The sequence below is a fragment of the Leucobacter sp. G161 genome, from assembly GCF_001482305.1.
Lineage (GTDB): Bacteria > Actinomycetota > Actinomycetes > Actinomycetales > Microbacteriaceae > Leucobacter.
On record NZ_LOHP01000007.1, the window covers coordinates 1 to 22,313 of the forward strand.

Consider the following 22,313-nt stretch of genomic DNA (forward strand, 5'->3'; position numbering starts at 1 on the left):
ACGAGGAGGCATAGGTTCATCCTTCCAGGCCAGCAGAAACTAGCCATGTTGAATGTCACCTAAACGTGCATCAGACCCACCGGCTATCTCAACTTCCTCAAAGACCGTTATCCAGACCCGACTATCAAGTACACCCAAATCGAGTCGGTAGAGATCTTCTATGACCTCATCAGGAAGGCTCAGAGTGTTCCAAATGGTGATTATGGGCTCATCATCCCTTCGAGCGGTTACTACGTCACAGGCGTCAAGAGAGACCGTGAATACGAGCTTTATACATCCAGTACGAAGCTCAACATGCAACGTCTCACAAGCCATGAGACGGGCAACTTCGACTTCAAGGTGCTCCACGACAAGACCGTTATGACCTACCCGCAAGTGGGCTCCCCACGGACTGACTTCCGTCTCGTATTCGACCGTAAGAATTTCCTCTCAACCATCTCGAATGCGCGGCTTAATAGGAGCGCAAGCGGACTCTATAACCAAGTAATAGGCATCGGCTCTGGTTTCGGCCAAGACATGCTTATAACAGTTCAGAACGATGTAGACAGCCAAGTTGAGTTCGGACTCCGCCAACTCCCTGCACAATTCAACGAGGTGTCAATTCAAAACACACTCGATGAAAATGCGCGTGCACGGCTGGAGCGAGTAAAAAACTTACTCAGGCTCCCACAGATAACGCTGAGCGGAAAAGACCTCCCAGAAGATGACGTACAGGTAGGGGACTGGATTCAGCTCGCAATGTCGGGGCGAAAGCTCATCGAAGACATGACTGGAGTTCACCGTGTAGAGCGCAAGGAAGTGAGGCTCGACGCCAACGGCTTCGAAGAGGCGGTGACCTTCTTCTTCGAAAAGATGGGGGTGGAATGAGCGAGTTAATAGATCGCATCCCAGGAAGTGAATCAGTACGGGCACGGATTCGTGGCATTACAGATACGACCTTGCAGCTCAAAGCTCGACAGCGGCTCTCAGGTCGGAGTGGGCAACTCGGGTATGTCATTGGAGGGGCTCCCGGCTGGGACTACGAAGCCTCTATCCCAGTTACTTCGGGCTCTTACGACATCGCAGAGTTTCGCATCACAGTGACAGGTGATGGGACGCAGAAGTTCCCCATTGTCATTCCAGAGCTGGACGTGCGAATCAATGGAACTGGTGAGGCAAACCGGATGGTGTTCAGTCCTGGAAGCCATGGCTACGCATTCGACTCCGCAACCCTTTCAGTGACGGCGATTGACTACGGCGCGCCAGTTGATGACCTCTACGAAGACGAACTCAAGAGCGCATGGACGCTCCGGATCATGTACATGGGAGTAGGCGTGAGTAGCACGATGGCGTTGCGCATAAAGCTCCGCGCACAAGCAAGCTGCGGCGGTTCTGTTGCAGTTGTGAGGGTTGTCTGATGGGAGTGACGAGATTCGATTTCCTGCCGGAAAACCGTGTGAGGGAGACGCTTCTTGAATCGAGGCGGGTTTCGTCTGAACGCAAGGGATCTCCCCAGCGTGTGAGCGGTTCTAATCTCGCTTACCACGTGAATGAGACAGCCAATACTTTTGATTGGTCGGGAAGGCTCGAGAAGGCGACAGGATCTGGAACCGGCTACGAGAAGTTCTACATCACGCTTGTTTCGGAGACGGCGGTTGTCCCTCTCGTGGGAGTAGCAATCACATTGTTCTACTCAACCGACGGCGTGACGTGGCAGGAGTACACGTACCAGAGGGGGCAGCAGGAGGCGTTCACAGGCGTCAACCCGCAGATAGTTCGATTCCTTGAGCCGCTCCAAGGCACAGACGTTGTGGAAAAAACAAGCGTCTACTTCCTGAGCCTGTACGGTCAAGAAAATGCGAGGGTGGCATTTAAGGTGCAGGCTCCAGGCGTTGATGTCGTCACGATAGGTGTCACGAGGTTGAGTGCATGAGTGGCCTAGATCGTTTGCCAGAGCGAATGTTGCAAGTAGAGCTGAAGCGTCAGGTTGCCGACAGTGCGGAGTTAAAGGGTTCATTTCAGGCACTCGGTAGCACGAGTGTATTGACGCATCGAATCTTTAGCGCTGCACCGTATGACGTGCAGATCAACCCCGGGAGTGCGCCGAACGTTCCCAAGTTCCACAGGGTTGACGTTGAGTATGTCCCCGACGACGAGACCTTTGGTGGCGCGTTCTGCTTAGACCTAAAGGTGAAGGCAAGAAACCTCAGCGGAGGGCGAGTTGATAGTTGGGCTATTGAGATTGAGCGAAAGCCAGTCGTAGATGGTGCGCAACGGTGGTCGGTCTACTACATCACTTATGGATTTCCAGAAGACGCGGTCCGTTTGAAGTTCTATCTCTTCGCATTAGGGTCTGGAACTTTTACGGTCAACGTGGTTAATTAAGGACATAAGAGAAAAGAAGAATGTTTGATGATTTTAAAGTAGTTAATTACCCTAAGTCGCTCCCCTCTCCTGAGGCTTATGCGCGCCATATGTCTCGGATGTTTACAGGAGACATAATCGACGGATTTACCGTTACACCGGGTACTGGTCTCCAAGTAGTTCTTGCTCCGGGCAATGCAATGATTCGCTACGGCTCAGCTGCTGTCGCATCAGCCCGAATGGTCAGTCTGGTCAACAACTTCTCACTCGCTATTGATGTGGCGGATGTATCTAACCCGCGTATTGATCTCGTTGTTATCTACGTCGACAACGCAGTCGACCTGCCAGGCGGAACGCCGACTGCAGCGAACCTAGACGGCAAGGGTGTAGCCAAAGCGAAGGTTGTAAAGGGCACAGCTGCAGCCGTTCCAGCGAAGCCAAACGCTACCGCTATTCAGGCTTCAGTCGGAGCGGGCAATCCGTACTCGGTAGTTGCTGAGGTGCGAGTGGACGCGGGTGTGTCAGTGATTGCGGCGAACAAGATTAGCGATTCTCGGAAGTTGACTGTGCTTCAGGGAGACAAGATTGATCTCGGTGTTATTACTGGCGGACTGACCCTTAACCAGACGACAGGATGGAACAATGCCGACACAATTGACGTTAGCTCATTCCCTGACGGGGCAAAGCTAGATGTTTTCGTAACCGCTTACATCGAGGCGACAACATCAGAGCTAAGAGGCGTGAGGATTATCGGCGACGTAAACCCATCACTAAATACAGTTGATGCGGGTAAGTTAGCGTCATTTACAACCAGCAGGATAGTTACAAAGTCATCACCGACAATTGCAGTACAGACCATCGGAAGTTGGGTTGATGCTACATCTAAATCTTGTGGTTATATTGTTAAGAGGGTTGGTTAGGCAGTAGGCTCCAATGGTTCCCGAGAAGCCGATTGCGCGCTTAGAAGCACCCTTTCCATTAATCTACTCGAGACCTTTTGCTTCTTCGTTAGTGCTGTATTTCTCAAAAGCTCAACGCCGCATAATTTATCTTCTCAAATCCATGCTTATTGACAGTCGAGCTGCTTTCCTTCACATTAAGCACTAATGACGATCAATCAACATAATCGGTTCAGTAGCTGTGCAGGGTGAGTCTGTTTGGTTAGCCGTAATCGCAATATTTGCAGCAATGGTCAGTGTCTTGGTCTGGCTGATTAAAGAGCAGTTCAAGCAAAGCTCGACCAACACGAAAGAGAGCAACGAGTCCAACCGGCTTCTTGCTGAATCAATCAACAAGCTCTCCAACGCCTCGGAAGAGCAGATCCGTGCCAGCCGGACTCGGGATGAGGAGCAGCGCACTTTTCAGCAGCACGTAATCGACAAGCTCGGCTCCATTGACGGGAAGGCCGATGAGCTAGTCAAAGCGCTGCCAGAGCGGGTCAATAAATAGCGCCGTAAGGAGGTGATATGAAGCTAAAAGCAAGTACTAACAAGAAGATCTCAGTGGCGCTCGGCGTCCTGACTGCTATTGCGGCATGCGTCCTAATTTTGGGCGATACGTGGGGATTCCCTGCACTGGCCAAGCAGATCTTTGCATCCATCACAGGCATGACTGCAATTGTGAACGTCTACTTCCTCGGTTCTACTGCCGAGAAGATCACGAAGGGGCAAGCGTAATGAAGCGCTTAAAGTCCTTCCTCTATGACAACCTGACCCCAATAGTGGTCCTGCTCATCCTCACAATTGTTGGACTGTTCGCGTATCTGGCATCGCCAAACGAAGACGGTTCCCGCACATTCAATGGCGAAGGGGCGAAGTACAGCGAAGCTATGGAAGCTGCCTACTGCGACGCGGTCAAGAAGAACGATGACGCAATTGCTGGTCTTGCTGGGATAAACGTCCCCCAAGACGCAGGTAGCGGGTGTGAGCCAACTGACCTCCCTCAAATGGGAAGCCTTGTCTATTACAAGGTCAATGTCTCCACCCCTGCCGCTTTTGTCAATGCAGTCAACGGAAAGGGATTCAACGAAGGGTACGGCCTCCAGTGCGTGGCGGGCTTCAAGCAGTTCATGTACGCACTCTCAGGCAAGTACGTTGCGACCAAGACAGGTGGCGCTTCAGGCTATGCGGCGCAGCAGAGCCAGATTGAGCCGCTCGGTTTTAAGTGGCACGGCGGTAAAGCTGGTCTCCAAGACGGAGACTGGGGAATCTTCGGAGGCGGTCAGTACGGTCACGTAGCCATGTACTACCAAGGGAAGTGGTTCGGTCAGAACCAAGGTGCAGCGAATGCCAACGCTGGAAATGCCTTCAACTTGATGGCCCTCGGTACAGGAAACCTCATCGGCTACTATCGACCAAACATCTACGTTAAGACCTCACCGTCTACCCCCGTAGCTCCGACTAAACCGACGACTAGTGACACGTCAAACACGACTAATCAGACAGGCGTCCATGTCGTGCAAGATGGGGAGACTCTCGGTGGCATCAGCCTCAGGAACGGTTGGTGGCCGAATGGAGCTGGGCTCTATGGTGACTCTGGCTATACGCAACGCCTAGCTGAGAAGAACGGCATTGAGTGGCGTGGAATGATCCTCCCGAATACGGTCATTAAGCGTGCCGAATAAGAAATCTGAAACAAATGCTCTGTGCTTGCATTAGAGCGCGACTGGAGGGCTTCTCCGCTCAAAGATGAATGAGTTCCAAGCAATCAAAATAAAGACCGTCTGAGCGCTTCTCAGACGGTTTTCTTATCACTAGGCTCTAAGTATGGCTCGCAAAACTATTGTCCAGATTCTTGACGACTTCGATGGTTCAGAAGGGGCTTCAACCGTAACCTTCTCGCTGGAAGGGAAGGCTTATGAGATTGACCTTTCGGCAGAGAACAAGGCGAAGCTCGTTGACGCACTTGCTCCGTTCGTTAAGGTTGCACGCTCGGCTTCAGTAGGCCGCGCTTCAAACAAGGGCTCACGAAAGGACCTTGCGGCTATTCGTGAGTGGGCCAACGCCAATGGCTATGAGGTGAGCCCCAAGGGCCGTATCCCGTTCGATGTTGTTGAGGCATACGACGCAGCGAAATAGCGGAGATAGCAAAGCGCCCTTACCGACTGAGGCAAGGGCGCTTTGCTGATGCTAGGAAGCGTTGAGTAGTTGCGGAGGTACAAGCCCGCTCTTTTGCTCAGGGAATGGACGATCTTTCATCGCCATAGACGCGTGATCAAAGGTGAAATTCGACCACTTGTTCTGTCCGATAGTCTCGCACCACAGCGCTGTGTGAGCCACCGTCGAGAGTGTGGATCTGTGCATCTTCCAAGCAGTCTCCTCTCCCTTTGGCCCGAACTGGCCGCCTGATGCCGCATGCCCCAATACATCGTGGACTCCCCGAAAGACATCGTTGAGTACTGTGAACCCCTCCTGGTGGGCTTCTACAGGCGACTTCATTGGATGGTCGGGTGGAAGGTGGGACCCCCCATTAGTCCACACCTTCAGCTCTTGACGCAGAATTACGTCTTCAAGCATGGAAGCGGAGGACGTATACGGATCTGTTTCCGAGGAGATGAAGTTGATCCCTCCTTCCTTGAGTTCATTCCATTGCCTCATGATTTCCTGCCTGAAAACCGAGTAGCTCAGGATCACGAACGCGTGATTCGGTGCGTGGCTCATAACCTCGTATGCCCAGCCCGCCAGCTGGGACTCTGCAAGTGTGTGCATTTTGACCCCTTCTTGTATTTGAGAACTGATGCGGACTTCTATGTCCTGATCAAGAGCGGAATGGTGTCCCGAATGATTCCAAACTGGAAGCGGATGCTCGCAGCTACGTCGCCGTTGAGCTTGCTCGCTGCTGCCTCAATCGCTGCATCCTTAATGAATGGCTCATTGTGTTCAATGGCGAACTGTGCCTGATCTCGGAGCACATCCACGGCTTGCCTGATCTCCCTCCCCTCAACAACCAGCGACTCTCCGAGTAGCTCCATCGAATATCCCGCGCGCTCCAAGCTGTCGAGCTTCGCTGCTGTATCGCTCATAATTACCACTCCTCTACTCCGATAGGTGGACGTTTCTTCTTGATAGAAGTCTTTGGCGCAGTCCGGCGCTGCTCGCGCTCCGCTACTACGTCGACAAGCGGCCGACCATAAGTCGCTCGGCTGGAGTCCCTTACTGCCTTAGAGGTTCCAAGCGAGACCTGAGGAGGAAGAGTCTTTAGAGAGACGTCCGCTACTCCGCTCTCGCTAGCGACTCTTACGTACGCCTCATAGTTGCCGAGGTTCTTGAAGTCTCGACTATCCAAGTCACGGTCGAACTCCGCGTTCCACAGACGCGCTTCTTCTGAGCTGACGCGGAAGATGACCTTGGTTAGTGCGTTATTGACGGCGGCATTGCGGACTTCTCGAGGCACACCTTCTTGGAAGTACTGGGTGGCCATCGCCAAACCGAGATTGTGTTTTCTTGCTCTGCTGAGCAAATCATCCAAGTTAACGGAGAGATTTGAGGTCATCACTTGGAACTCGTCGAGGTATAGATAGTTCGGCTCGGGTGACTTTATCCGGCGGGCTGACGTCCAGATGGCATTCATGAAGAGCGTGCCGATGATCTTCGCAGTGTCTGGAGACAATCCTGCGAGGTTAATCAGGAGGATCTTGTTGTCCTTGAGCGCCTGCTGGATACTGAAGGTTGACTTGCTCTGACCGATGATGTTGATAATCTCGGGCCGGCTCAGTACCTGCCAGATGCGGTTATAGAGGGGCTCTAGTCTCGTCTGCTGTTTAGACAGGTCCATCGCCTGCCAACGCGTCCACCAGCCTCGAATATTCGGGTCTTTGACGTTGTTGATGACGTAGTTTGCCCACTCCTTCTCCTCAGGGGTCTGGGGATAGAGAAGAGTGCTCAGGTCCACGAAACTGAGTCCACCGTGAGCGGCGAGGGTATAGACGCCGTGGTAGAGCAGCTGAGGCAGCCAAACACCAGAGATATCGTTGAATAGCCCTTGGAACAGGTGAACCATTTGGTCAGCGATCGTTCGCGGGTCAGTCTGCTCGAAGATATTGAAACCGACAGGGCTACTGCTCTCATTCGCAACGTTGATGACGATGACGTCATTGACCCTGTGCGGCGGGATTGAGTTGAGCGCTCCACTGAACATCGTCTCGTCCGACTGGCTGTCACCGGCATCCATAACAATTGCGCCGTAGCCCTTCTGCACGTCTTGCGCGAAGCAGTTCACCAAGAATGCGGTCTTGCCTGTGCCAGAACTTCCAGAGACAACCATGTGACGTGTGGCGTACCTGTAGGGGAGCGCAATGGGACGTTCATGCCCTGAGTAAGTAGAAGTGCCGAGGACGCGTCCTTCTGAAGATACTTCTGCTGTTGCAAAGAGCTGGCGAGAAGAGCCACGAGTAAGCCCAGGGATGAACTGCTTACCTACAGGCCAGGCAAGAAGGCTTGAGAGTTCGACGATATTGAGCTGGGCAGGAAAGGTCAGGGGAGTGGATGCTTTGTTTGACTCGTCTTTGAGTCGCGCACCTCGCGCCTTGAAGCGGAGCTGGGATGAAGCGGTATTCACCGATGAAAGAGCCGACTCCAAGCGCCGAACCAGCCTTGTTGCCTGTACCGGGTCGGGAGACTTTGCAAGAACGCGACCTACAGCAAGAAAGTTCTGCTCTGAAAGCTTGGCGCGACGGTCTCCAATTTCATCATTGGACGGGCTCTGCACTCCGTTGAGCAGCGCCTTGGTAAGGGACGCGCGTGAGTTGAAGTTCTCTTGCTTTGAAGGGAGTCGTTCAAACGTGGTGGGCGAGATCACCCACTGCAGGAGCATCATTTCATCGTCCTGAAGCGGTTGCATTGCGCCGAGGATGCTTGCTGAAACTTCTTCATCCTTGCCGACCCGGAGCTGGCTCAGAGGCCTCGTCATAGAGACCTCTGAGCCAGCGTTCCAGTCCACCTCTTCACGAGACTCCTCAAGCGCCATCGTGATGCCACGACCATGCGTGCGAAGTTGAGAGGTGAGATGCTCTGCTTCCGAACGTGGAACAATGAGCCGATGGGTAATGCCGGTTGGTGTCGCCATGACCTCGAACACCATTGAGCTGCGTACCGGGAAGAAGAATCCGCTCGTGCCGTGAGAGACGGCACCTGCTGCAGTTCGAAGATAAGCCTGAATACGATCCACAGTGATGTCTGCAGGGAAAGTGATTCGGTAGGAGTCGCGCTTGGCGTCCAGATCAGCTTGGTTCTTGAACAACATGATCTGCCTCTCAATGTGACACGTTGGGCTGGACTTGGAAAGGGACTAGAAGTTGCGCCTGCCTGAGCGGCGGTACTTGTAGACCTTGTAGGAGATAGTGAGCACCACTCCGATGACGAAGAGCGCTGCAATAACTGGGATGTATGGAGAAACCATCTGGCTGATGATGGTGAACGCAATCGCGCTCGCCACCACCAGCCAGAAGAATGACCAGAGTTTCTTCACTAGGGCAGCTGGCCGTTCTCGCGGAGAATCTTCCGGGCAATCTCTGCCTCGATCTCGGCGTCTTCGATTTGGCTACGCATTGCACGCTCCATCTGAACCCGCTTATCCCAGCGAGTGACCTTCCTCTTGACCTTGAGCATGACCATGACGAAGAGGACGATTCCTCCGACCCACAAAGCGACGACGATGAGGACGGTCAGCCAAGCAATCAGTGCATCCATTTTCTTTACCTTCTTTCTTTAGTTGGTTGAGATTTTCTTCAGCGAGCATCAGTTCGACTTCCATGACGAAGAGACGCCGCTTGAGGCGTGCGATGTAGGTGCGCAGGAGCCAGTCCAAAAGGACGAAGAGGCCGAACGCGGCGCCTACGACGGCGAGAATGGCGGCGACGACCAACAGAACAGTGCCGAGATCAGTCATCGTTACTTCCCCCAGGACTGGAAGTGAGTGCGGAAGTCTTCCTCGCGGACGAACTCCGTTGCGCCGATGACATTGCCATTGGCGTCGTAGTGCACCGTGCGCTCACGCACACGGTGCTGATAGCCACCCTCTTCTGCGCTTTGAGCGGGCCAACCAGCCAGCTCGCGGAGTGCGGCGTTGATGCTGGGATCAAGCCCGCTCTGTGCGGGTTTTGAAACTTCCTTGTTATTCAAAATTGTCTAACCCTCCTTGAACTAGACGTTAAAAGTACATCACGTTGCGAGTTAGAGAATATGGTCAGATTGTCGAAATGTCAATGAAAAGGGCGTAGGGTAGACACATGGAACATGAGTTCAGTGTTGATCAGCGCGCTAAAGCTGTTCGTCGCATTGCTAGGCGCGGGGGCTTTCCAAATGGTGCAGATTTCATGCAACTAGTTGGCATGCACTGGGATGACCTAAGCGTCGCTATCGGTCCAATCTCAAATGACTACCAGCGCGAAATTGTAGAAAAGATTCTGTCGACTCTTGGCGAAGTGGATGGCGGCAAGGAACTCCTTAGGGCTCTAAGGCCACCAAGGCGAGGCATGTCTCTAGCTGAGGTGAGAGAAGAGCAGGCACTTGCTGAGAACGTCACCGTCAAGACAATCGAGCGTCGTGAAATGAAAGGCGCGATTGCGTTCGTGCATCAAGCTGACGAGCTCCTAGCGAGACTGGAGCAAGCTATCGATGAAGAGATTAAGGGCGACCGCGAGAATTTTTTGCTTTGGGCTTTGATACGCGAGCTGGTGCGCGATAATCCTGCGGCACTTGAGAGGACGGAGCAGTACTGGGCAAAGCTCTATAGCGAAGTCTCTCCGGCCGACGATGAGGGCGTCTATGGTCCGAGGGACATCTTCCTCAGCAAGCTGGGTGATGCGTTGGATACGCCGTTTAAGCCCTATACGACGTGGGAGGACTACACGGCCCCACGAGATTAGAAGAGCGTATTCTTATCTTCCATGCCGCGCATAGCGTCGTAATCCAGCACGAGACATTCGATCCCACGGTCCTCAGCAAGTGTGCGTGCCTGAGGCTTGATCTGCTGTGCAGCAAGTACGCCGCGAACGGGGGCGAGGATGGGGTCTCGGTTGAGGAGTTCGAGGTAGCGAGTCAACTGCTCAACGGCGTCAATACCGGCGACTCGCTTGATTTCGATGGCTACGTGGTGGGCCTTTTTGCTATCGGCGGGTAGTTGCGTTATCGTTCCGTCGATCTCGCCGCGGCGCTTGATCTCGATGGCAACCGACGTGCCGCTCGCGTCCCGGGCGAGGATGTCGACCGGGCCGATCGCGGTCATGTACTCGCGGCGTACGAGCGAGTGGCCGTCGCCGACGAGCTCGATCTGCTCCGCGAGGAGCTCCTGCAGGTGCGCCTCGACGCCGTCCTTGATGAGGCCCGGGTCGACCCCGAGGTCATAGGAGGAGTCGTGGATGATCTCGAAGAGCGACACGATGAGCTTGTCCGCGGTCTTCTTGTGGGTGACCTGCCACTGCTCAACGATGCCGGCCTCGCGCACCTCGTCGTCGAGTTCGAGGGTCTCGTGTGAGCACGGCGGGCTCATCCAGTTCAGCGGCTTGTATGAGCCGCCGTCGGAGTGCACGAGAATGCTCCCGTCGCCCTTCAGCATGAGCACGCGCTTCGCGCGCGGCAGGTGCGCCGAGAGACGACCCGCATAGTCAACGGCACAGTCAGCAACCACGATACGCACCGTGACAGTTTAGCTGGTTGTCTGCTTGCCCGCCTGTAGCCCCGGTTCGCGTGCCGCGCCCGCAGCAACGATCACGAATGCGAGGAAGAGGACGAGCGGCAGGAACGCGCGCAGCAGGCCGAAGTGCTCGCCGAGGAAGCCGATCGCCATCGGCCCCATGAGATACGCGGCGTACGCGATGGCGGATACCGCGGCGACGCCGCGCACTGCCTTTGCGGGGTCGTCCGCGGCTGCGGAGACGCCGATGGGGAATCCGAGCGCGCTGCCGACGCCCCAGAGCGCCGCGCAGACGAAGGCTGCCCAAGTGAAGGGCAGCACGTTCATGCCGACGATACTCACCGCGGCGATGATGGCGCTTGCGCGCAGCACCCCCACGCGACCGAAACGGGCGAGGAGCAGGCTGCCGGAGGCGCGCGTCGCGAGCATCGCGACGAAGAAGACGCCGAGCGCGAGCGCAGCGGAGGAGTTCGTAAAGCCGCGGTGATCGGCGAGCGCGAGCGGCAGCCAGTCGGTGGCGGTGCCCTCGGTCAGGCTCAGGCTCATCGCGACGAGGCCGATGACGATGATGCGCGGATCGCGCCACGGGTTGTAGCTCGGCGGGGGCTGTGGTGCCGCCGGCGCGGCGGGACTGGTGAGGAGCTGGATCGGGCCCGTCTGGGTGGTGACCGGTAGCGGATCGGAGGGTGTCGCGCTCGGCTCGATCCGAGGGATCCGTTGCACCGCGAAGAGGATCCCCGCGACGATGACCGCAAACACGATGGCGAGGTGTACCGGCACCGGGACGTTGAACATTTCGGCGAGCGCGCCGACGCCCATCGCGGTGACGCCGCCGAGACTGTAGCCGCCGTGCAGGATCGGCATCCGTGATTTTCCGAGCGCGCGCTCGGCGGCTGCGCCGCTGACGTTCATCGCGACATCGCCGGTGCTGAAGAAGAAACCGAACGCGGCGATGGCGAGCATGCCGGGAACGGGAAGGCCCCACCAGAGCAGGGTCGCACCGAGCGGCATGAAGACTGCTTGGCCGAGCCCGCTCGCGAGGATCGATTGGCGTGGCCCGAGCCAGGTGACCGTGCGGCCGGCGAAGACGAGCCCGATGAGCGATCCCGCTGCGAGGGTGAGGCCGATGACGCTCATCTCGAAGGTTGACGCGCCCAGATGGTCGCGGACGGCGGGAATGCGGGAGAGCCAGTTCCCGAACCCGAAGCCGAGCATCGTGAAGACAATGAGGACGCCGAACGTCCACCGCGCAGGCGAGATGGTGGGGTCTTGGGCAGCCACAGTGCTCCTGACGGGAAAGGGAAACCGCGCGGCGGCTGAACCCGCCTATTCTACGCTGTGGCTAGGCTCCGAGGACGATCCACTTCCCGCTCTTGGCGCGCAGCCCGAGTGTGGTCGCCCGGGCGAGCATGAACACGATCATGAAGCACACAACGATGGCGACGAGCGCTGCGGGGCCGGAGGGCACGAGTCGCGTAGCGAGCCACAGCACGGGCAGGTAGACCGCGAGGTTGACCATGCTCGTCCAGGCGAGATAGCGGGCGTCTCCCGCCCCCATGAGCACGCCGTCGAGCACGAACACCACGCCACCGAGCGGCAGCGAGATCCCCAGCACGATGAGCGCCGGTGGCAGCAGCGCGAGCACCCCGGCATCGCTCGTGAACACCCTCCCGATGACGGGGCTGCCGAGCGCGAGGACAGTGCCGATCGCCGCGCCAGCGGCGAGCCCCCAGACCAGGGTGCGCGACACCACGAGCCGGGCCTGCGCCGCGTTGCGGGAACCGAGCGCGTCGCCGATGAGCGCCTGCGCGGCGATCGCGAGCGCATCGAGGGCGAACGCGGCCGTCGAGAAGATCGTGAACACCACCTGGTAGGCGGCCGTGGCCTCGGTGCCGTGGCTCGTCGCCGCAAACACCGTCGCCAACAGGGCGGCCCGCAGCCCGAGCGTGCGGATAAACAGCCAGCCGCCCGAGCGGCCGGCCTGCGAGAGCCCGTCGCGCTGCGGCAGCCAGCGTGCACCGGCCCCGCGCGCGTGGCGGGCCACGACGAGCACATAGACGAGCACCATGCCCCACTGCGCGGCGACCGTGCCCCACGCGCTGCCCGCGATGCCCCAACCGAGCCCGTAAATGAACCACCAGTTGAGCAGGGCGTTCGCCGAGAAACCAATCGTCGCCACGTACAGCGGCGTGCGGGTGTCTTGCAGCCCGCGCAGCAGCCCAGTCGCGGCGAACACGAGGAGCATCGCGGGGATCCCGAGGCAGGACACCGTCAGGTACGCGAGCGCCTGCGCCGTCGTCGCAGCGTCGGCGCCGAACGCGCGCACGATCGGGGCGGCGACGAGCCAGAGCGCCGTGCCGACGACCACGCCGATCCCGAGCGCGAGCCAGAGCCCGTCGATCCCCGCCTGCACGGCGCCCCGGAGGTTGCCCGCGCCGCGCCTGCGCGCCACCAGCGGGGTCGTCGAGTACGCGAGGAAGATCATCAGGCCGACGGCTGTCTGCAGAATGGCGCTCGCGATCGCGAGCCCGGCGAGCGGGGCCGCGCCGAGGTGACCGATGAAGATCGCGTCGAGGGTGAGGAGGAGCGGCTCGACGATGAGCGCCCCGAGAGCCGGGATGGCGAGGCCCGCGATCCTGCGATCGATCATGCGGCGGCGCTCGCGATCGCCCCCTGCGTGAATATCGTCCCCAGACATGAGCACCAGGGTATCGGCAGCCAGCGACACCCGTGCCGGATCGCTGAGAGTGAACGCCCTGCGCGCCCCAAGCAGCCGCGGCTAGGCTGAGGCCATGAGCAATTCCGGTATTGATATCACCGAAGTCGACGCGTCGGTGCGGCCACAGGACGATCTGTTTCGGCACATGAACGGGAAGTGGATCGACCGCACGGAGATCCCCGCAGATAAGGCACGGTACGGATCCTTCGCGGTGCTCGCCGAGAACGCCGAAGAAGCCGTGCGAGACATCATCACCGGCACCGAGTCGCCGGCACCCGGCCTCATCGAGGGCGGCGCCGAAGCCGAGCCCGACAAGGTCGCCGCGCTCTACACGAGCTTCATGGACACCGAGCGTATCGACGCGCTCGGCGCCGAGCCCATTCGGGCCGACCTCGACCGTGCGCTGTCGATCCCCTCGATCCCCGAGCTCATCCGCGTCACTGCGGAACTCGAGCGCCAGGGCCTCGGCGGCTTCTACGGCATGTTCATCGACAACGACCCGGGCGACCCCGCACGCTACATCCTGTTCGTGATGCAGGGCGGCATCGGCCTGCCCGACGAGTCCTACTACCGCGAGGAGCAGTTCGCCGAGATCCGCGAGCAGTACGTCGCACACATCGAGCGCATGCTCACCCTCGCGGGTGTCGGCGCCGCGACCGCGGGCGACCCGGCTCGCCTCGCGCGCCTCGCCTTCGACCTCGAGACGCGCATCGCCGCGACGCACTGGGACACCGTCGCAAGCCGCGACATCCAGAAGCTCTACAACCTCCGCGACTTCGCAGGCCTCCAGGAAATCACTCCCGAGCTCGACTGGACCGCGTACATCGCGGCGATGGGCGCCCCCGAGGCCGCATTCGCCGAGGTCGTTGCCGCCCAGCCCGACGCGCTCGCCGGCCTCTCCGCCCTGCTCGTCGAGGACGAGCTCGAGGCGTGGCAGGCGTGGCTCGCATGGTCGATCGTGCGATCCTCCGCCGCGCTCCTCACGCAGGAGATGTCGCGCGCCAACTTCGACTTCTACGGCACCGCGCTCACCGGCGCGACCGAGCAGCGCGAGCGCTGGCGTCGCGGTGTCTCGTTCGTCGAGGGCGCGATGGGCGAGGCCGTCGGCCGCATCTACGTCGAGCAGCACTTCGACGAGAGCTCGAAGGCCGCGATGGACGAGCTCGTCGGTCACCTCATCGGTGCCTACAGTGACTCCATCAAGGAGCTCTCCTGGATGGGCGAGGGCACCCGCGAGCGCGCGCTCGAAAAGCTTGGCAAGTTCACCCCGACGATCGGGTACCCCGAGCAGTGGCGCGACTATTCGGCGCTCGCCGCAGACTCGAGCGACCTCGTCGGCAACTCGCACCGCGTCGCCGAATACGAGTTCCAGCGCGAGTTCGGCAAGATCGGCAAGCCGATCGACACGAACGAGTGGTTCATGACCCCGCAGACGGTGAACGCGTACTACAACCCGGGCATGAACGAGATCGTCTTCCCCGCAGCGATTCTGCAGCCCCCGTTCTTCCACGTCGAGTGGGACGCGGCGACGAACTTCGGTGCGATCGGCGCGGTCATCGGCCACGAGATTGGGCACGGCTTCGATGATCAGGGCTCGCGCTACGACGGCGACGGCAAGCTCACCGACTGGTGGACCGAGCAGGATCGCGAGGCCTTCGAGAAGCTCACGGGCGCGCTCATCGGCCAGTACAACGAGCTCTCACCCGAGGGCGCTGACGGGCAGACCGTCAACGGCGAGCTGACGATCGGCGAGAACATCGGCGACCTGTCGGGTCTCGAGATCGCGTGGAAGGCGTACCTGCGCTCACTCGCCGGCGCCGAGTCGCCCGTCATCGATGGCCTCACGGGCGCCGAGCGCTTCTTCCTCGCGTGGGCGCAGGCGTGGCAGCAGAAGTCACGGCCCGCCGAGGTCGTACGCCTCCTGACGATCGACCCGCACTCGCCGAACGAGTTCCGCTGCAACCAGATCCTGAAGAACCTCGACGCCTTCCATGAGGCGTACGCGACGAAGCCGGGGGATGGTCTCTACCTCGCCCCCGAGGAGCGCGTGAGCATCTGGTAGATCACCGCTCTGCGTTCCAGCAGCGGCGGCATCCATTCAGTGCGAGCGGTGCCGCCGCTGCTGTGTGTTGGCGCGCTGTCGAGCGCTAGTTGGGCAGAGTGAGGTCTGGATCCGCGCCGAAGCGCGTGAGCTGCTTCCGCTCTGCCGTGAGCTGCTTGCGCTCGATGCTCAGTTGCTTCCGCTCCGCGCGGCGCACCTGTCGCGGCATCCGCGGCGGAATCGCTGCGAGGTTCTCGGGGTATGCGTGTGGTGCAGGGCCGAAGGCGATGCGGGCTGAGCGGACGACGCGACGGCCGAGCATCCGGTTTCCCGTTCCGCCGATGACGGCGCCAACGCCGTAGGGCAGCACCTTGCCGATGACGGACGCGGTGCCGGTTTTTGCGAGCTTCTTCAGAAACATGGAGCGCAGCTGCTCGAGGGCAGGGCTGACGAGGTTCTTCGGCATCGCGGTGGTGACGATCTCGCTCCAAAAGGCGCCCCGCGCCATGCCGCCGGCGACCTGGCCGGTGACCTGGCGCAGGAGCGTCGCCCCCTCCTCGCCGAGCATGAGCGCGAGGATGAGGGCGTGCGTGCGATCGCGGTCGGTGAGCACGATGCCGTGCACCTCGGCGATGGCGTGCGCGAAGAGCGCGGTGGCCTCGATGAAGCCGATCGTTTCGGCGCCTGCGATGGCGAGCGCCGCAGCGGTGCCGACTGCTGGGATCGCCGCTGCCGCGCCGACGCCGGCGCCGCCCGCCATGACACTGTTCACGTAGTGGCGCTCGAGCATCTCGACGAGCTGTTGCGGGCTGGCGCCCGGGTGGCGTGCGCGAATGCGCTTGAGGTGCGCGAGCACGATCGGTCGCTGCACGGTGAGGACGCCGTCGAGCGCCTTCGCCACCATCGGGTGGTGGTGATGCTGTGAGCCGGGTGCGGAGGCAGCCTGCGGCGCAGCATCGATGACGATGACGGGCTCTTCAGGCCGGGGCGCATAGCGGGGCTGATTCATAGCAACATGCTACGGAGTGAGCCTGTGCGGAAGGTATCTGTTCGCTGTCGGGAAACGGCGAGCGTCTGCGTGGACGAGGGGTGCGGTATGCGCGGCAATTGACAAACCTCGAATCACCTCCTAGGTTCATTAGTGAAGTAATGAACCAGGGAGGTGGATAGGATGCTTAGAGGAATAAACAGTCCGCGAAGATCGAGGTAACGCGTGTTCGAAGACTCCAGGCCGATTTTCCAGCAGATCGCCGAGGGCATCGTCGATGACATCCTTCGCGGGCGATACGCGGAGGGCGAGCAGGTTCCCTCGACGAATGAACTTGCGGCCTACCTGCGCATCAACCCGGCGACCGCTGGCAAGGGCCTCGGCCTCCTCGTCGACCAGGGCATCCTCGTCAAGCGACGGGGCATCGGAATGTTCGTTGCCGAAGGCGCAACGGAGCGGGTCGCCGCAGAGCGACGCGAACGCTTCACCACAGACTTCATCGAGCCCCTTCTCACGGAGGCTCGGACCATTGGGCTCGACCGAGAGGCCCTCATCCGCCTCATCGCAGACGCTCAGCCAGGCGGCGTTTCCACTAGCGCCCCGCCGACCACAGATTGAGAACCCTCATGACATACGCGATTGAAACCCGCGGCCTCACGCGGAGCTACGGCGACACCCACGCGCTCGACGACGTGACGCTGAAGATCCACGCCAACACCATCACTGGCCTCCTCGGCCGTAACGGCGCGGGCAAGACCACGCTCATGGCGCTCGCCACCGCACAGGTGCTCCCCACCTCGGGAGAGGTACTGATTGACGGCGAGCAGCCGTTCGAACACGCGAAGGTGCTCGAGAAGCTCTGCTTCATCCGCGACAACCAGCGCTACCCAGATAACTATCGCCTGAAGCACGCGCTGGGTGCCGCGCGCATCTTCTACCCGAACTGGAGCCAGGAGCTCGCCGACGAGCTCGTCGGACTCTTTCGGATTCCGGCAAAGACAGACATCACCAAGCTGTCGCGCGGCCAGCTGTCCTCGCTCGGCATCGTGCTCGGCCTCGCCTCACGCGCCCCGATCACGTTCTTCGACGAGCCATACCTCGGCCTCGACGCGACAGCGCGCTCGTACTTCTATGACGTATTGCTGCGCGACTACCAGGAGGTGCCGCGCACGATCATCCTGTCAACGCACCTCATCGACGAGATGGATCGCCTGCTCGAACGCGTCGTGATTCTCGAGCGGGGGCGCGTGGTGCAAGACGCCGACGTCGACGAGCTGCGCAGCGCGGCGCACTCGGTGGCCGGGCCCGTTGCAGCGGTCGAGGCGTACGCCGCGGCGCGGCGTACGCTGTCGACGCACCGCGTTGGCGGGCTCGCCACCCTTGTCGTTGAGGGGGCCCCGAATGCGGCCGACCGCGAGGCCGCCGAGCTCGGTGGCGTCGAACTCGGCCCCGTGTCGCTGCAGGAGCTCGTCTCGGCGTACGGTTTCGACCGCGAGCAGAGCCCTGGGAGTACGCCCGTGGCCGCGAATCTGACTCAGGAGGCAGGCGCATGAACTCACTTGTGAAGGTCACCCGTCTCCACCTGAATAAGCCGCAGGCGATGTTTAGCGCGCCAGCGCAAATCGTCGGCACTGTGATGCTGGTCACTGCGCTGGTCTCCCTGATCCTGCAACGCGCCGAAGTCTTCGGTGGGATGGGTGACTATCTCGACATCATGCGGCAGAACAATGCCCTGGTGTTCGCGCTGCCCGGCTTCTTGATTTACTACGGTGTGCAAGCGATCGCGACGACCTACCCCTTCGCGCTCGCGCTCGGGGCCACTCGCCGCTCCTATGTGTGGGGAACGGCGCTCGCGAATGTCATTCTCTCCGCATACGTCGCCCTGCTGCTGCTCGTGCTGCTCGGGCTCGAGCTTGCCACCGACCACTGGTTCGCGAACATTTATGCGATCGATGTGTTCGTGCTCGGCAACGGCAACCCGCTCGTTCTCGGGGCGACAGCGTTTCTGCTCACCTTCGTCTCGGTGTCGATTGGCGGCTTCTTCGGCGGGGTATGGGTGCGCTTCGGCTCGAAGGGGCCGCTGCTGACGGCGCTCGTGCTCGCGGTTGTGCTCGCCGGGCTGCTGTTCCTCTTCGTGCCCTACTCGCAGGAGATCATCGCGGCAGTCACGCGCCCGCTCATCGCGGCCGTCGCACTCGGCCTCGCGCTCCTCTCGTTGTTCGGTACCTGGATCGTGATGCGCAGAGCCTCGGTACGCTAGCCGACTGCGGCAGTGCGCGGGGCAGCTCACCGATTCCGGTGCGTTGCCCCGCAGCGCTCGGCGAGGCTGCTATGCGCTTGACCGGCCCGTGCGACAATGTCCGTGTGTACTTAACGCTGAGCACCACCACCGCCCCGGTCGAGGATCTGACGTTCCTGCTCCATAAGCATCCGGGCCGCGCGCACACGCGGAAGCTGTCGGTCGGCCAGACGAGCGTGTTCTGCACCGAGCTCTCTGAGGAGCGCTGCACGGTTGCCCTCATGCTCGACGTCGATCCGATCGGCCTGCTGCGCGGCCAGGGCGCCGCGCTCGAGAGTTTCACGCTCGGCCAGTACGTCAACGACCGTCCGTACGTCGCGTCGTCGCTCCTCGTCGGCGCGATGCGCGGCGTCTACGGCACCGCGCTCGCGGGGAACTGCGATGCCCGGCCCGACCGCGTCACCGCGCCCCTCGACCTCGAGATGCATCTGCCAACGGTCGCCTGCGCCGACGGGGTGCAGCTCATCGAGCGGCTGTTTGCGCCGCTCGGCTGGCGGGTCGAAGCGACGGCGCTGCCGCTCGACCCCGAGGTACCCGCCTGGGGCGACTCCGACATCTTCGACGTGCGGTTGACCGGCACGGCCGTGCTGCGGCACGCGCTGCAGCAGCTCACCGTGCTGTTGCCTGTGCTCGACAATGCGAAGCACTACTGGGTCGATCAGTCGGAGCCCGAGACGCTGCTGCGCCACGGCGGCGACTGGCTCGGCGACCACCCCGAGCGCGAGCTCATTCTGCGACGCTCCCTGCGGTATCAGCGCGACCTCATCGAGGCCGCCGGCGAAGTGGCCCCGAGTGCGCCACCCGCGGGCACCGCCGCCGCTGCAGACACCGCTGCCAGCGAGCCGGAACAGCCGGCGCGCCTCCCGTCGCTCGCTCGGCAGCGGGGCGAGGCGGTGCACGCGGAACTCACGCGGCTGGGAGCCGCGAGCGTGCTCGACATGGGGTGCGGGCAGGGCGCACTGCTCGCGCCGCTCGCGCGCGACCCACGCATCACGAGGCTCGTCGGTGCCGACGTGTCGGCGCACGCGCTCGCGCAGGCCGCCAAGCGGCTCCGGCTCGACGAGGCCCCCGACGCGATCCGGGAGAAGGTCGGGCTCATCCAGGCGTCGCTCACCTATCGCGACGACCGGCTGCGCGGCTTTGACGCGATGGTCCTCATGGAGGTGATCGAGCACCTCGATCTCGATCGACTCCCGGTCGCCGAGCGCACGGTCTTCGCCGATGCCGGGCCAGCTCACGTGCTCGTGACGACGCCGAACATCGAATACAACGCCGCATATCCGGGGCTCGCGGCGGGGGAGCTCCGCAACCACGACCACCGCTTCGAATGGACGCGGGCGGAGTTCGCCGCCTGGGCTGGGCGGGTTGCAGACACCCACGGGTACACCGTCGAGCTGTCGGGGATCGGCCCCGCGGACGCAGCGCTCGGGCACGCAACCCAGCTCGCGACCTTCACCAGGGAGCACTCCCCAGAGACCCGAAGCGCCACAACGCCAGGAGAGACCGCATGACCGAGATTTCGATCCCCGAGGTCGCCCTCGTCCTGCTTGATGGTGCCTCTGGCTCGGGCAAGACGCGGTTCGCACGCGAGCACTTCGGCCGCTACGAATCGATCTCGAGCGACGAATGCCGGGGCCTCGTCTCCAACGACCCGAACGATCAGAGCGCCACCCAAGCCGCATTCGACGTGCTGCACACGATCGCAGCGAAGCGGCTGCAGGCGGGCCTCCTCACCGTCATCGACGCGACGAATGTGCAGGTCGATGCCCGCGCCTCGCTCATCCAGCTGGCGCGCGACCACGACGTGCTCCCGGTCGCAATCGTGTTCGACCTCGCTGAGTCCGTGCTGCTCGAGCACGATCGCGGCCGCGACGACACCCCGCGCGGAGCGCGCGTGATCCGCCGCCACCAGGGGCAGCTCAGGCGGTCGCTCAAGGGGCTGCGCCGCGAGGGATTCCGTGGGGTACACGTGCTCAGCACGCCCGAGGAGGTCGCCTCGGTGCGCATCGTGCGCCGCCGGCTGCTCACGGACTTCACCGACGATCACGGCCCGTTCGACGTGATCGGGGACGTGCACGGCTGCCTCCCGGAGCTCGAGACCCTGCTGGGCGAGCTCGGGTATGCGATCCACCGCGACGACACGGGGCGTGCCGTTGACGCCACCCACCCCGAGGGACGCCGCGCGCTGTTCCTTGGCGACCTCGTTGACCGCGGCCCCGACTCGGTCGGGGTGCTGCGGCTCGCGATGGGCATGCATCAGGCCGGGCACGCGCTTGCCGTCCCGGGCAACCACGAGGAAAAACTCGTTGCCGCGCTCGACGGCAAACGCAAGACGATGACGCACGGCCTCGCCGAGACAATGCTGCAGCTCAGCCAGGAGAGCGACGAGTTCCGGCGCGAGGTGCGCGAGTGGGCGCACGGATTGGTCTCGCACCTCGTGCTCGACGATGGCAAACTCGTCGTCGCGCACGCCGGCCTGAAAGAGGCGTACCACGGGCGCAGTTCGGGGCGCGTGCGCGCGTTCGCGCTGTACGGCGACACGACGGGCGAGACCGACGAGTACGGGCTGCCGGTGCGGCTCGACTGGGCCGCCGACTACCGCGGACAGGCCGTCGTGCTGCACGGCCACACCCCCGTGCAGGAAGCCGAGTGGCGCAACAACGTGATGTGCCTCGACACGGGCTGCGTCTTCGGCGGAAAGCTCTCGGCGCTGCGCTACCCCGAGCGCGAGCTCGTGCAGGTGCCCGCGCTCGAACGCTACGCGGACCCGATCCGGCCGCTAACCGCCCCGCGCGGCAGTCAAGCCGGAGGAGGCGCGCCGGCCTCAGGCGGGGCAGAAAGCGGACGTGCCGCGGGTAGCGCCCGCAGCACGTCGAGCGAGAATGCCAGTCAGCCAGGCGACCAGGCCCAGCCCGCGACCCCGCGCGCCGCGGGCGAGCTGCGCTCCGCCGACGTGCTCGGCCGCCGAATCGTCGAGACCTCCCTTCACGGGAAGGTGAGCGTCCGCGCCGAGCAGGCCGCGGGCGGGTTCGAAACGCTCAGCCGCTTTGCCGTTGCGCCCTCGTGGCTGCCGTACCTGCCGCCGACGATGGCGCCGTCGCCGACGAGCTCCGAACCGGGGTACCTCGAACACCCGCGCGAGGCGTTCAAGGCGTTTGCCGCCGCTGGCGTCGAGCGCGTGGTCTGCGAGGAGAAACATATGGGATCGCGCGCGGTCGTGCTGCTGAGCCGCGACGCCGAGACCGCCGCGCGGCGCTTCGGCGGCGAGCCGGGCGAGAGCGGGATCGTCTAC

At 61.4% G+C, this 22,313-nt stretch carries 27 protein-coding genes; 17 read left to right on the top strand and 10 right to left on the bottom strand.

Annotation, left to right across the window (positions count from 1 at the left end):
- Positions 1-294: 294 nt before the first annotated feature.
- The 9 genes from AUL38_RS00845 to AUL38_RS00880 all read left to right on the top strand — a co-directional run bounded on the left by AUL38_RS00845 (position 295) and on the right by AUL38_RS00880 (position 5,420).
- Positions 295-867 carry a hypothetical protein gene (locus tag AUL38_RS00845; protein ID WP_059058346.1) on the top strand — a complete coding sequence of 191 codons (573 nt, stop codon included), beginning with the start codon at positions 295-297 and terminating at the stop codon, positions 865-867.
- Positions 864-1,397: a hypothetical protein gene (locus tag AUL38_RS17020; protein WP_153006412.1), complete on the top strand. Its 534-nt coding sequence runs from the start codon at positions 864-866 to the stop codon at positions 1,395-1,397. The genes AUL38_RS00845 and AUL38_RS17020 overlap by 4 nt, the downstream gene beginning before the upstream one ends.
- 5 nt (positions 1,398-1,402) lie before the next feature.
- On the top strand, positions 1,403-1,912 hold the full coding sequence (locus AUL38_RS00855; protein WP_153006413.1) for a hypothetical protein: 510 nt from the start codon (positions 1,403-1,405) through the stop codon (positions 1,910-1,912).
- Between the two features lie 26 nt (positions 1,913-1,938).
- On the top strand, positions 1,939-2,364 hold the full coding sequence (locus tag AUL38_RS00860) for a hypothetical protein (protein WP_059058352.1): 426 nt from the start codon (positions 1,939-1,941) through the stop codon (positions 2,362-2,364).
- A 20-nt stretch (positions 2,365-2,384) separates the two neighbouring features.
- Positions 2,385-3,263 (top strand): hypothetical protein, encoded by an 879-nt coding sequence (locus tag AUL38_RS17025; protein WP_153006414.1) that lies wholly within the window; start codon positions 2,385-2,387, stop codon positions 3,261-3,263.
- A gap of 268 nt (positions 3,264-3,531) precedes the next feature.
- Positions 3,532-3,792, top strand: a complete 261-nt coding sequence (locus AUL38_RS00865) for a hypothetical protein (protein ID WP_059058354.1) — start codon at positions 3,532-3,534, stop codon at positions 3,790-3,792.
- 17 nt (positions 3,793-3,809) lie between these two features.
- Positions 3,810-4,019, top strand: coding sequence for a hypothetical protein (locus AUL38_RS00870; protein WP_059058356.1), 210 nt, complete (start codon positions 3,810-3,812; stop codon positions 4,017-4,019).
- On the top strand, positions 4,019-4,966 hold the full coding sequence (locus AUL38_RS00875) for a LysM peptidoglycan-binding domain-containing protein (RefSeq protein ID WP_059058358.1): 948 nt from the start codon (positions 4,019-4,021) through the stop codon (positions 4,964-4,966). The genes AUL38_RS00870 and AUL38_RS00875 overlap by 1 nt, the downstream gene beginning before the upstream one ends.
- 142 nt (positions 4,967-5,108) lie before the next feature.
- A complete protein-coding gene (locus tag AUL38_RS00880) occupies positions 5,109-5,420 on the top strand; it encodes an Lsr2 family protein (RefSeq protein ID WP_059058360.1) in 312 nt (103 codons plus the stop codon).
- Positions 5,421-5,471: 51 nt separating this feature from the next.
- On the opposite strand, the gene AUL38_RS00885 is transcribed toward AUL38_RS00880, so the two are convergent.
- The 5 genes from AUL38_RS00885 to AUL38_RS00905 are packed head-to-tail and all read right to left on the bottom strand — an operon-like array spanning position 5,472 to position 9,029.
- Entirely contained in the window at positions 5,472-6,050 is a 579-nt protein-coding gene (locus AUL38_RS00885) for a hypothetical protein (RefSeq protein WP_059058362.1), read from the bottom strand.
- Positions 6,051-6,088: 38 nt separating this feature from the next.
- Positions 6,089-6,364 (bottom strand): hypothetical protein, encoded by a 276-nt coding sequence (locus tag AUL38_RS00890; protein ID WP_059058365.1) that lies wholly within the window; start codon positions 6,362-6,364, stop codon positions 6,089-6,091.
- Between the two features lie 2 nt (positions 6,365-6,366).
- Positions 6,367-8,583 carry a type IV secretory system conjugative DNA transfer family protein gene (locus AUL38_RS17030; RefSeq protein WP_153006415.1) on the bottom strand — a complete coding sequence of 739 codons (2,217 nt, stop codon included), beginning with the start codon at positions 8,581-8,583 and terminating at the stop codon, positions 6,367-6,369.
- A 45-nt stretch (positions 8,584-8,628) separates the two neighbouring features.
- Positions 8,629-8,808, bottom strand: coding sequence for a hypothetical protein (locus AUL38_RS00900; RefSeq protein WP_059058370.1), 180 nt, complete (start codon positions 8,806-8,808; stop codon positions 8,629-8,631).
- A complete protein-coding gene (locus AUL38_RS00905; RefSeq protein WP_059058372.1) occupies positions 8,808-9,029 on the bottom strand; it encodes a hypothetical protein in 222 nt (73 codons plus the stop codon). The genes AUL38_RS00900 and AUL38_RS00905 overlap by 1 nt, the downstream gene beginning before the upstream one ends.
- 22 nt (positions 9,030-9,051) lie before the next feature.
- Here AUL38_RS00905 and AUL38_RS00910 point away from each other — a divergent pair, with 22 nt between their 5' ends.
- Positions 9,052-9,255, top strand: a complete 204-nt coding sequence (locus AUL38_RS00910) for a hypothetical protein (RefSeq protein WP_059058374.1) — start codon at positions 9,052-9,054, stop codon at positions 9,253-9,255.
- Here AUL38_RS00910 and AUL38_RS17035 read toward each other — a convergent pair.
- Positions 9,231-9,461, bottom strand: a complete 231-nt coding sequence (locus AUL38_RS17035; protein WP_153006416.1) for a hypothetical protein — start codon at positions 9,459-9,461, stop codon at positions 9,231-9,233. The two genes, AUL38_RS00910 and AUL38_RS17035, sit on opposite strands and share 25 nt — an antisense overlap.
- 107 nt (positions 9,462-9,568) lie before the next feature.
- On the opposite strand from AUL38_RS17035, the gene AUL38_RS00920 reads away from it, so the two are divergent.
- Positions 9,569-10,207 carry a hypothetical protein gene (locus AUL38_RS00920; RefSeq protein ID WP_153006417.1) on the top strand — a complete coding sequence of 213 codons (639 nt, stop codon included), beginning with the start codon at positions 9,569-9,571 and terminating at the stop codon, positions 10,205-10,207.
- On the opposite strand, the gene nucS is transcribed toward AUL38_RS00920, so the two are convergent.
- The 3 genes from nucS to AUL38_RS00935 all read right to left on the bottom strand — a co-directional run bounded on the left by nucS (position 10,204) and on the right by AUL38_RS00935 (position 13,672).
- On the bottom strand, positions 10,204-10,977 hold the full coding sequence (nucS, locus tag AUL38_RS00925) for an endonuclease NucS (protein ID WP_059058381.1): 774 nt from the start codon (positions 10,975-10,977) through the stop codon (positions 10,204-10,206). The two genes, AUL38_RS00920 and nucS, sit on opposite strands and share 4 nt — an antisense overlap.
- A 9-nt stretch (positions 10,978-10,986) precedes the next feature.
- Positions 10,987-12,255: an MFS transporter gene (locus AUL38_RS00930; RefSeq protein ID WP_059058382.1), complete on the bottom strand. Its 1,269-nt coding sequence runs from the start codon at positions 12,253-12,255 to the stop codon at positions 10,987-10,989.
- A gap of 61 nt (positions 12,256-12,316) precedes the next feature.
- On the bottom strand, positions 12,317-13,672 hold the full coding sequence (locus AUL38_RS00935) for an MATE family efflux transporter (RefSeq protein WP_201023651.1): 1,356 nt from the start codon (positions 13,670-13,672) through the stop codon (positions 12,317-12,319).
- A 94-nt stretch (positions 13,673-13,766) separates the two neighbouring features.
- On the opposite strand from AUL38_RS00935, the gene AUL38_RS00940 reads away from it, so the two are divergent.
- The gene (locus tag AUL38_RS00940; RefSeq protein WP_059058385.1) at positions 13,767-15,755 is read left to right on the top strand and encodes a M13 family metallopeptidase; all 1,989 of its coding nucleotides are present in this window, start codon (positions 13,767-13,769) and stop codon (positions 15,753-15,755) included.
- An 85-nt stretch (positions 15,756-15,840) separates the two neighbouring features.
- Here AUL38_RS00940 and AUL38_RS00945 read toward each other — a convergent pair whose 3' ends face one another.
- On the bottom strand, positions 15,841-16,743 hold the full coding sequence (locus tag AUL38_RS00945) for a hypothetical protein (protein ID WP_059058387.1): 903 nt from the start codon (positions 16,741-16,743) through the stop codon (positions 15,841-15,843).
- A 204-nt stretch (positions 16,744-16,947) separates the two neighbouring features.
- On the opposite strand from AUL38_RS00945, the gene AUL38_RS00950 reads away from it, so the two are divergent.
- The 5 genes from AUL38_RS00950 to AUL38_RS00970 form a co-directional block, all read left to right on the top strand.
- Positions 16,948-17,340, top strand: coding sequence for a GntR family transcriptional regulator (locus tag AUL38_RS00950; RefSeq protein ID WP_059058390.1), 393 nt, complete (start codon positions 16,948-16,950; stop codon positions 17,338-17,340).
- An 8-nt stretch (positions 17,341-17,348) separates the two neighbouring features.
- Positions 17,349-18,275, top strand: a complete 927-nt coding sequence (locus AUL38_RS00955) for an ABC transporter ATP-binding protein (protein WP_059058392.1) — start codon at positions 17,349-17,351, stop codon at positions 18,273-18,275.
- Positions 18,272-18,982 carry a hypothetical protein gene (locus tag AUL38_RS00960; protein WP_059058394.1) on the top strand — a complete coding sequence of 237 codons (711 nt, stop codon included), beginning with the start codon at positions 18,272-18,274 and terminating at the stop codon, positions 18,980-18,982. The genes AUL38_RS00955 and AUL38_RS00960 overlap by 4 nt, the downstream gene beginning before the upstream one ends.
- A 104-nt stretch (positions 18,983-19,086) precedes the next feature.
- Positions 19,087-20,532 carry a 3' terminal RNA ribose 2'-O-methyltransferase Hen1 gene (locus AUL38_RS00965; protein WP_059058396.1) on the top strand — a complete coding sequence of 482 codons (1,446 nt, stop codon included), beginning with the start codon at positions 19,087-19,089 and terminating at the stop codon, positions 20,530-20,532.
- Positions 20,529-22,313, top strand: a 1,785-nt coding sequence (locus tag AUL38_RS00970; protein WP_059058398.1) for an AAA family ATPase, incomplete at its 3' end; no start/stop codon positions are given. The genes AUL38_RS00965 and AUL38_RS00970, both read left to right, overlap by 4 nt.

Excerpts from the sequence above, each read along its gene's own strand:
- AUL38_RS00845 (WP_059058346.1), top strand. The coding sequence starts at position 295 with ATGCAACGTCTCACAAGCCATGAGACGGGCAACTTCGACTTCAAGGTG.
- AUL38_RS17020 (WP_153006412.1), top strand. The coding sequence starts at position 864 with ATGAGCGAGTTAATAGATCGCATCCCAGGAAGTGAATCAGTACGGGCA.
- AUL38_RS00860 (WP_059058352.1), top strand. The coding sequence starts at position 1,939 with ATGTTGCAAGTAGAGCTGAAGCGTCAGGTTGCCGACAGTGCGGAGTTA.
- AUL38_RS17025 (WP_153006414.1), top strand. The coding sequence starts at position 2,385 with ATGTTTGATGATTTTAAAGTAGTTAATTACCCTAAGTCGCTCCCCTCT.
- AUL38_RS00865 (WP_059058354.1), top strand. The coding sequence starts at position 3,532 with ATGGTCAGTGTCTTGGTCTGGCTGATTAAAGAGCAGTTCAAGCAAAGC.
- AUL38_RS00870 (WP_059058356.1), top strand. The coding sequence starts at position 3,810 with ATGAAGCTAAAAGCAAGTACTAACAAGAAGATCTCAGTGGCGCTCGGC.
- AUL38_RS00875 (WP_059058358.1), top strand. The coding sequence starts at position 4,019 with ATGAAGCGCTTAAAGTCCTTCCTCTATGACAACCTGACCCCAATAGTG.
- AUL38_RS00880 (WP_059058360.1), top strand. The coding sequence starts at position 5,109 with ATGGCTCGCAAAACTATTGTCCAGATTCTTGACGACTTCGATGGTTCA.
- AUL38_RS00885 (WP_059058362.1), bottom strand. The coding sequence starts at position 6,050 with ATGCACACACTTGCAGAGTCCCAGCTGGCGGGCTGGGCATACGAGGTT.
- AUL38_RS00890 (WP_059058365.1), bottom strand. The coding sequence starts at position 6,364 with ATGAGCGATACAGCAGCGAAGCTCGACAGCTTGGAGCGCGCGGGATAT.
- AUL38_RS17030 (WP_153006415.1), bottom strand. The coding sequence starts at position 8,583 with ATGTTGTTCAAGAACCAAGCTGATCTGGACGCCAAGCGCGACTCCTAC.
- AUL38_RS00905 (WP_059058372.1), bottom strand. The coding sequence starts at position 9,029 with ATGGATGCACTGATTGCTTGGCTGACCGTCCTCATCGTCGTCGCTTTG.
- AUL38_RS00920 (WP_153006417.1), top strand. The coding sequence starts at position 9,569 with ATGGAACATGAGTTCAGTGTTGATCAGCGCGCTAAAGCTGTTCGTCGC.
- AUL38_RS00935 (WP_201023651.1), bottom strand. The coding sequence starts at position 13,672 with ATGTCTGGGGACGATATTCACGCAGGGGGCGATCGCGAGCGCCGCCGC.
- AUL38_RS00940 (WP_059058385.1), top strand. The coding sequence starts at position 13,767 with ATGAGCAATTCCGGTATTGATATCACCGAAGTCGACGCGTCGGTGCGG.
- AUL38_RS00945 (WP_059058387.1), bottom strand. The coding sequence starts at position 16,743 with ATGAATCAGCCCCGCTATGCGCCCCGGCCTGAAGAGCCCGTCATCGTC.
- AUL38_RS00955 (WP_059058392.1), top strand. The coding sequence starts at position 17,349 with ATGACATACGCGATTGAAACCCGCGGCCTCACGCGGAGCTACGGCGAC.
- AUL38_RS00960 (WP_059058394.1), top strand. The coding sequence starts at position 18,272 with ATGAACTCACTTGTGAAGGTCACCCGTCTCCACCTGAATAAGCCGCAG.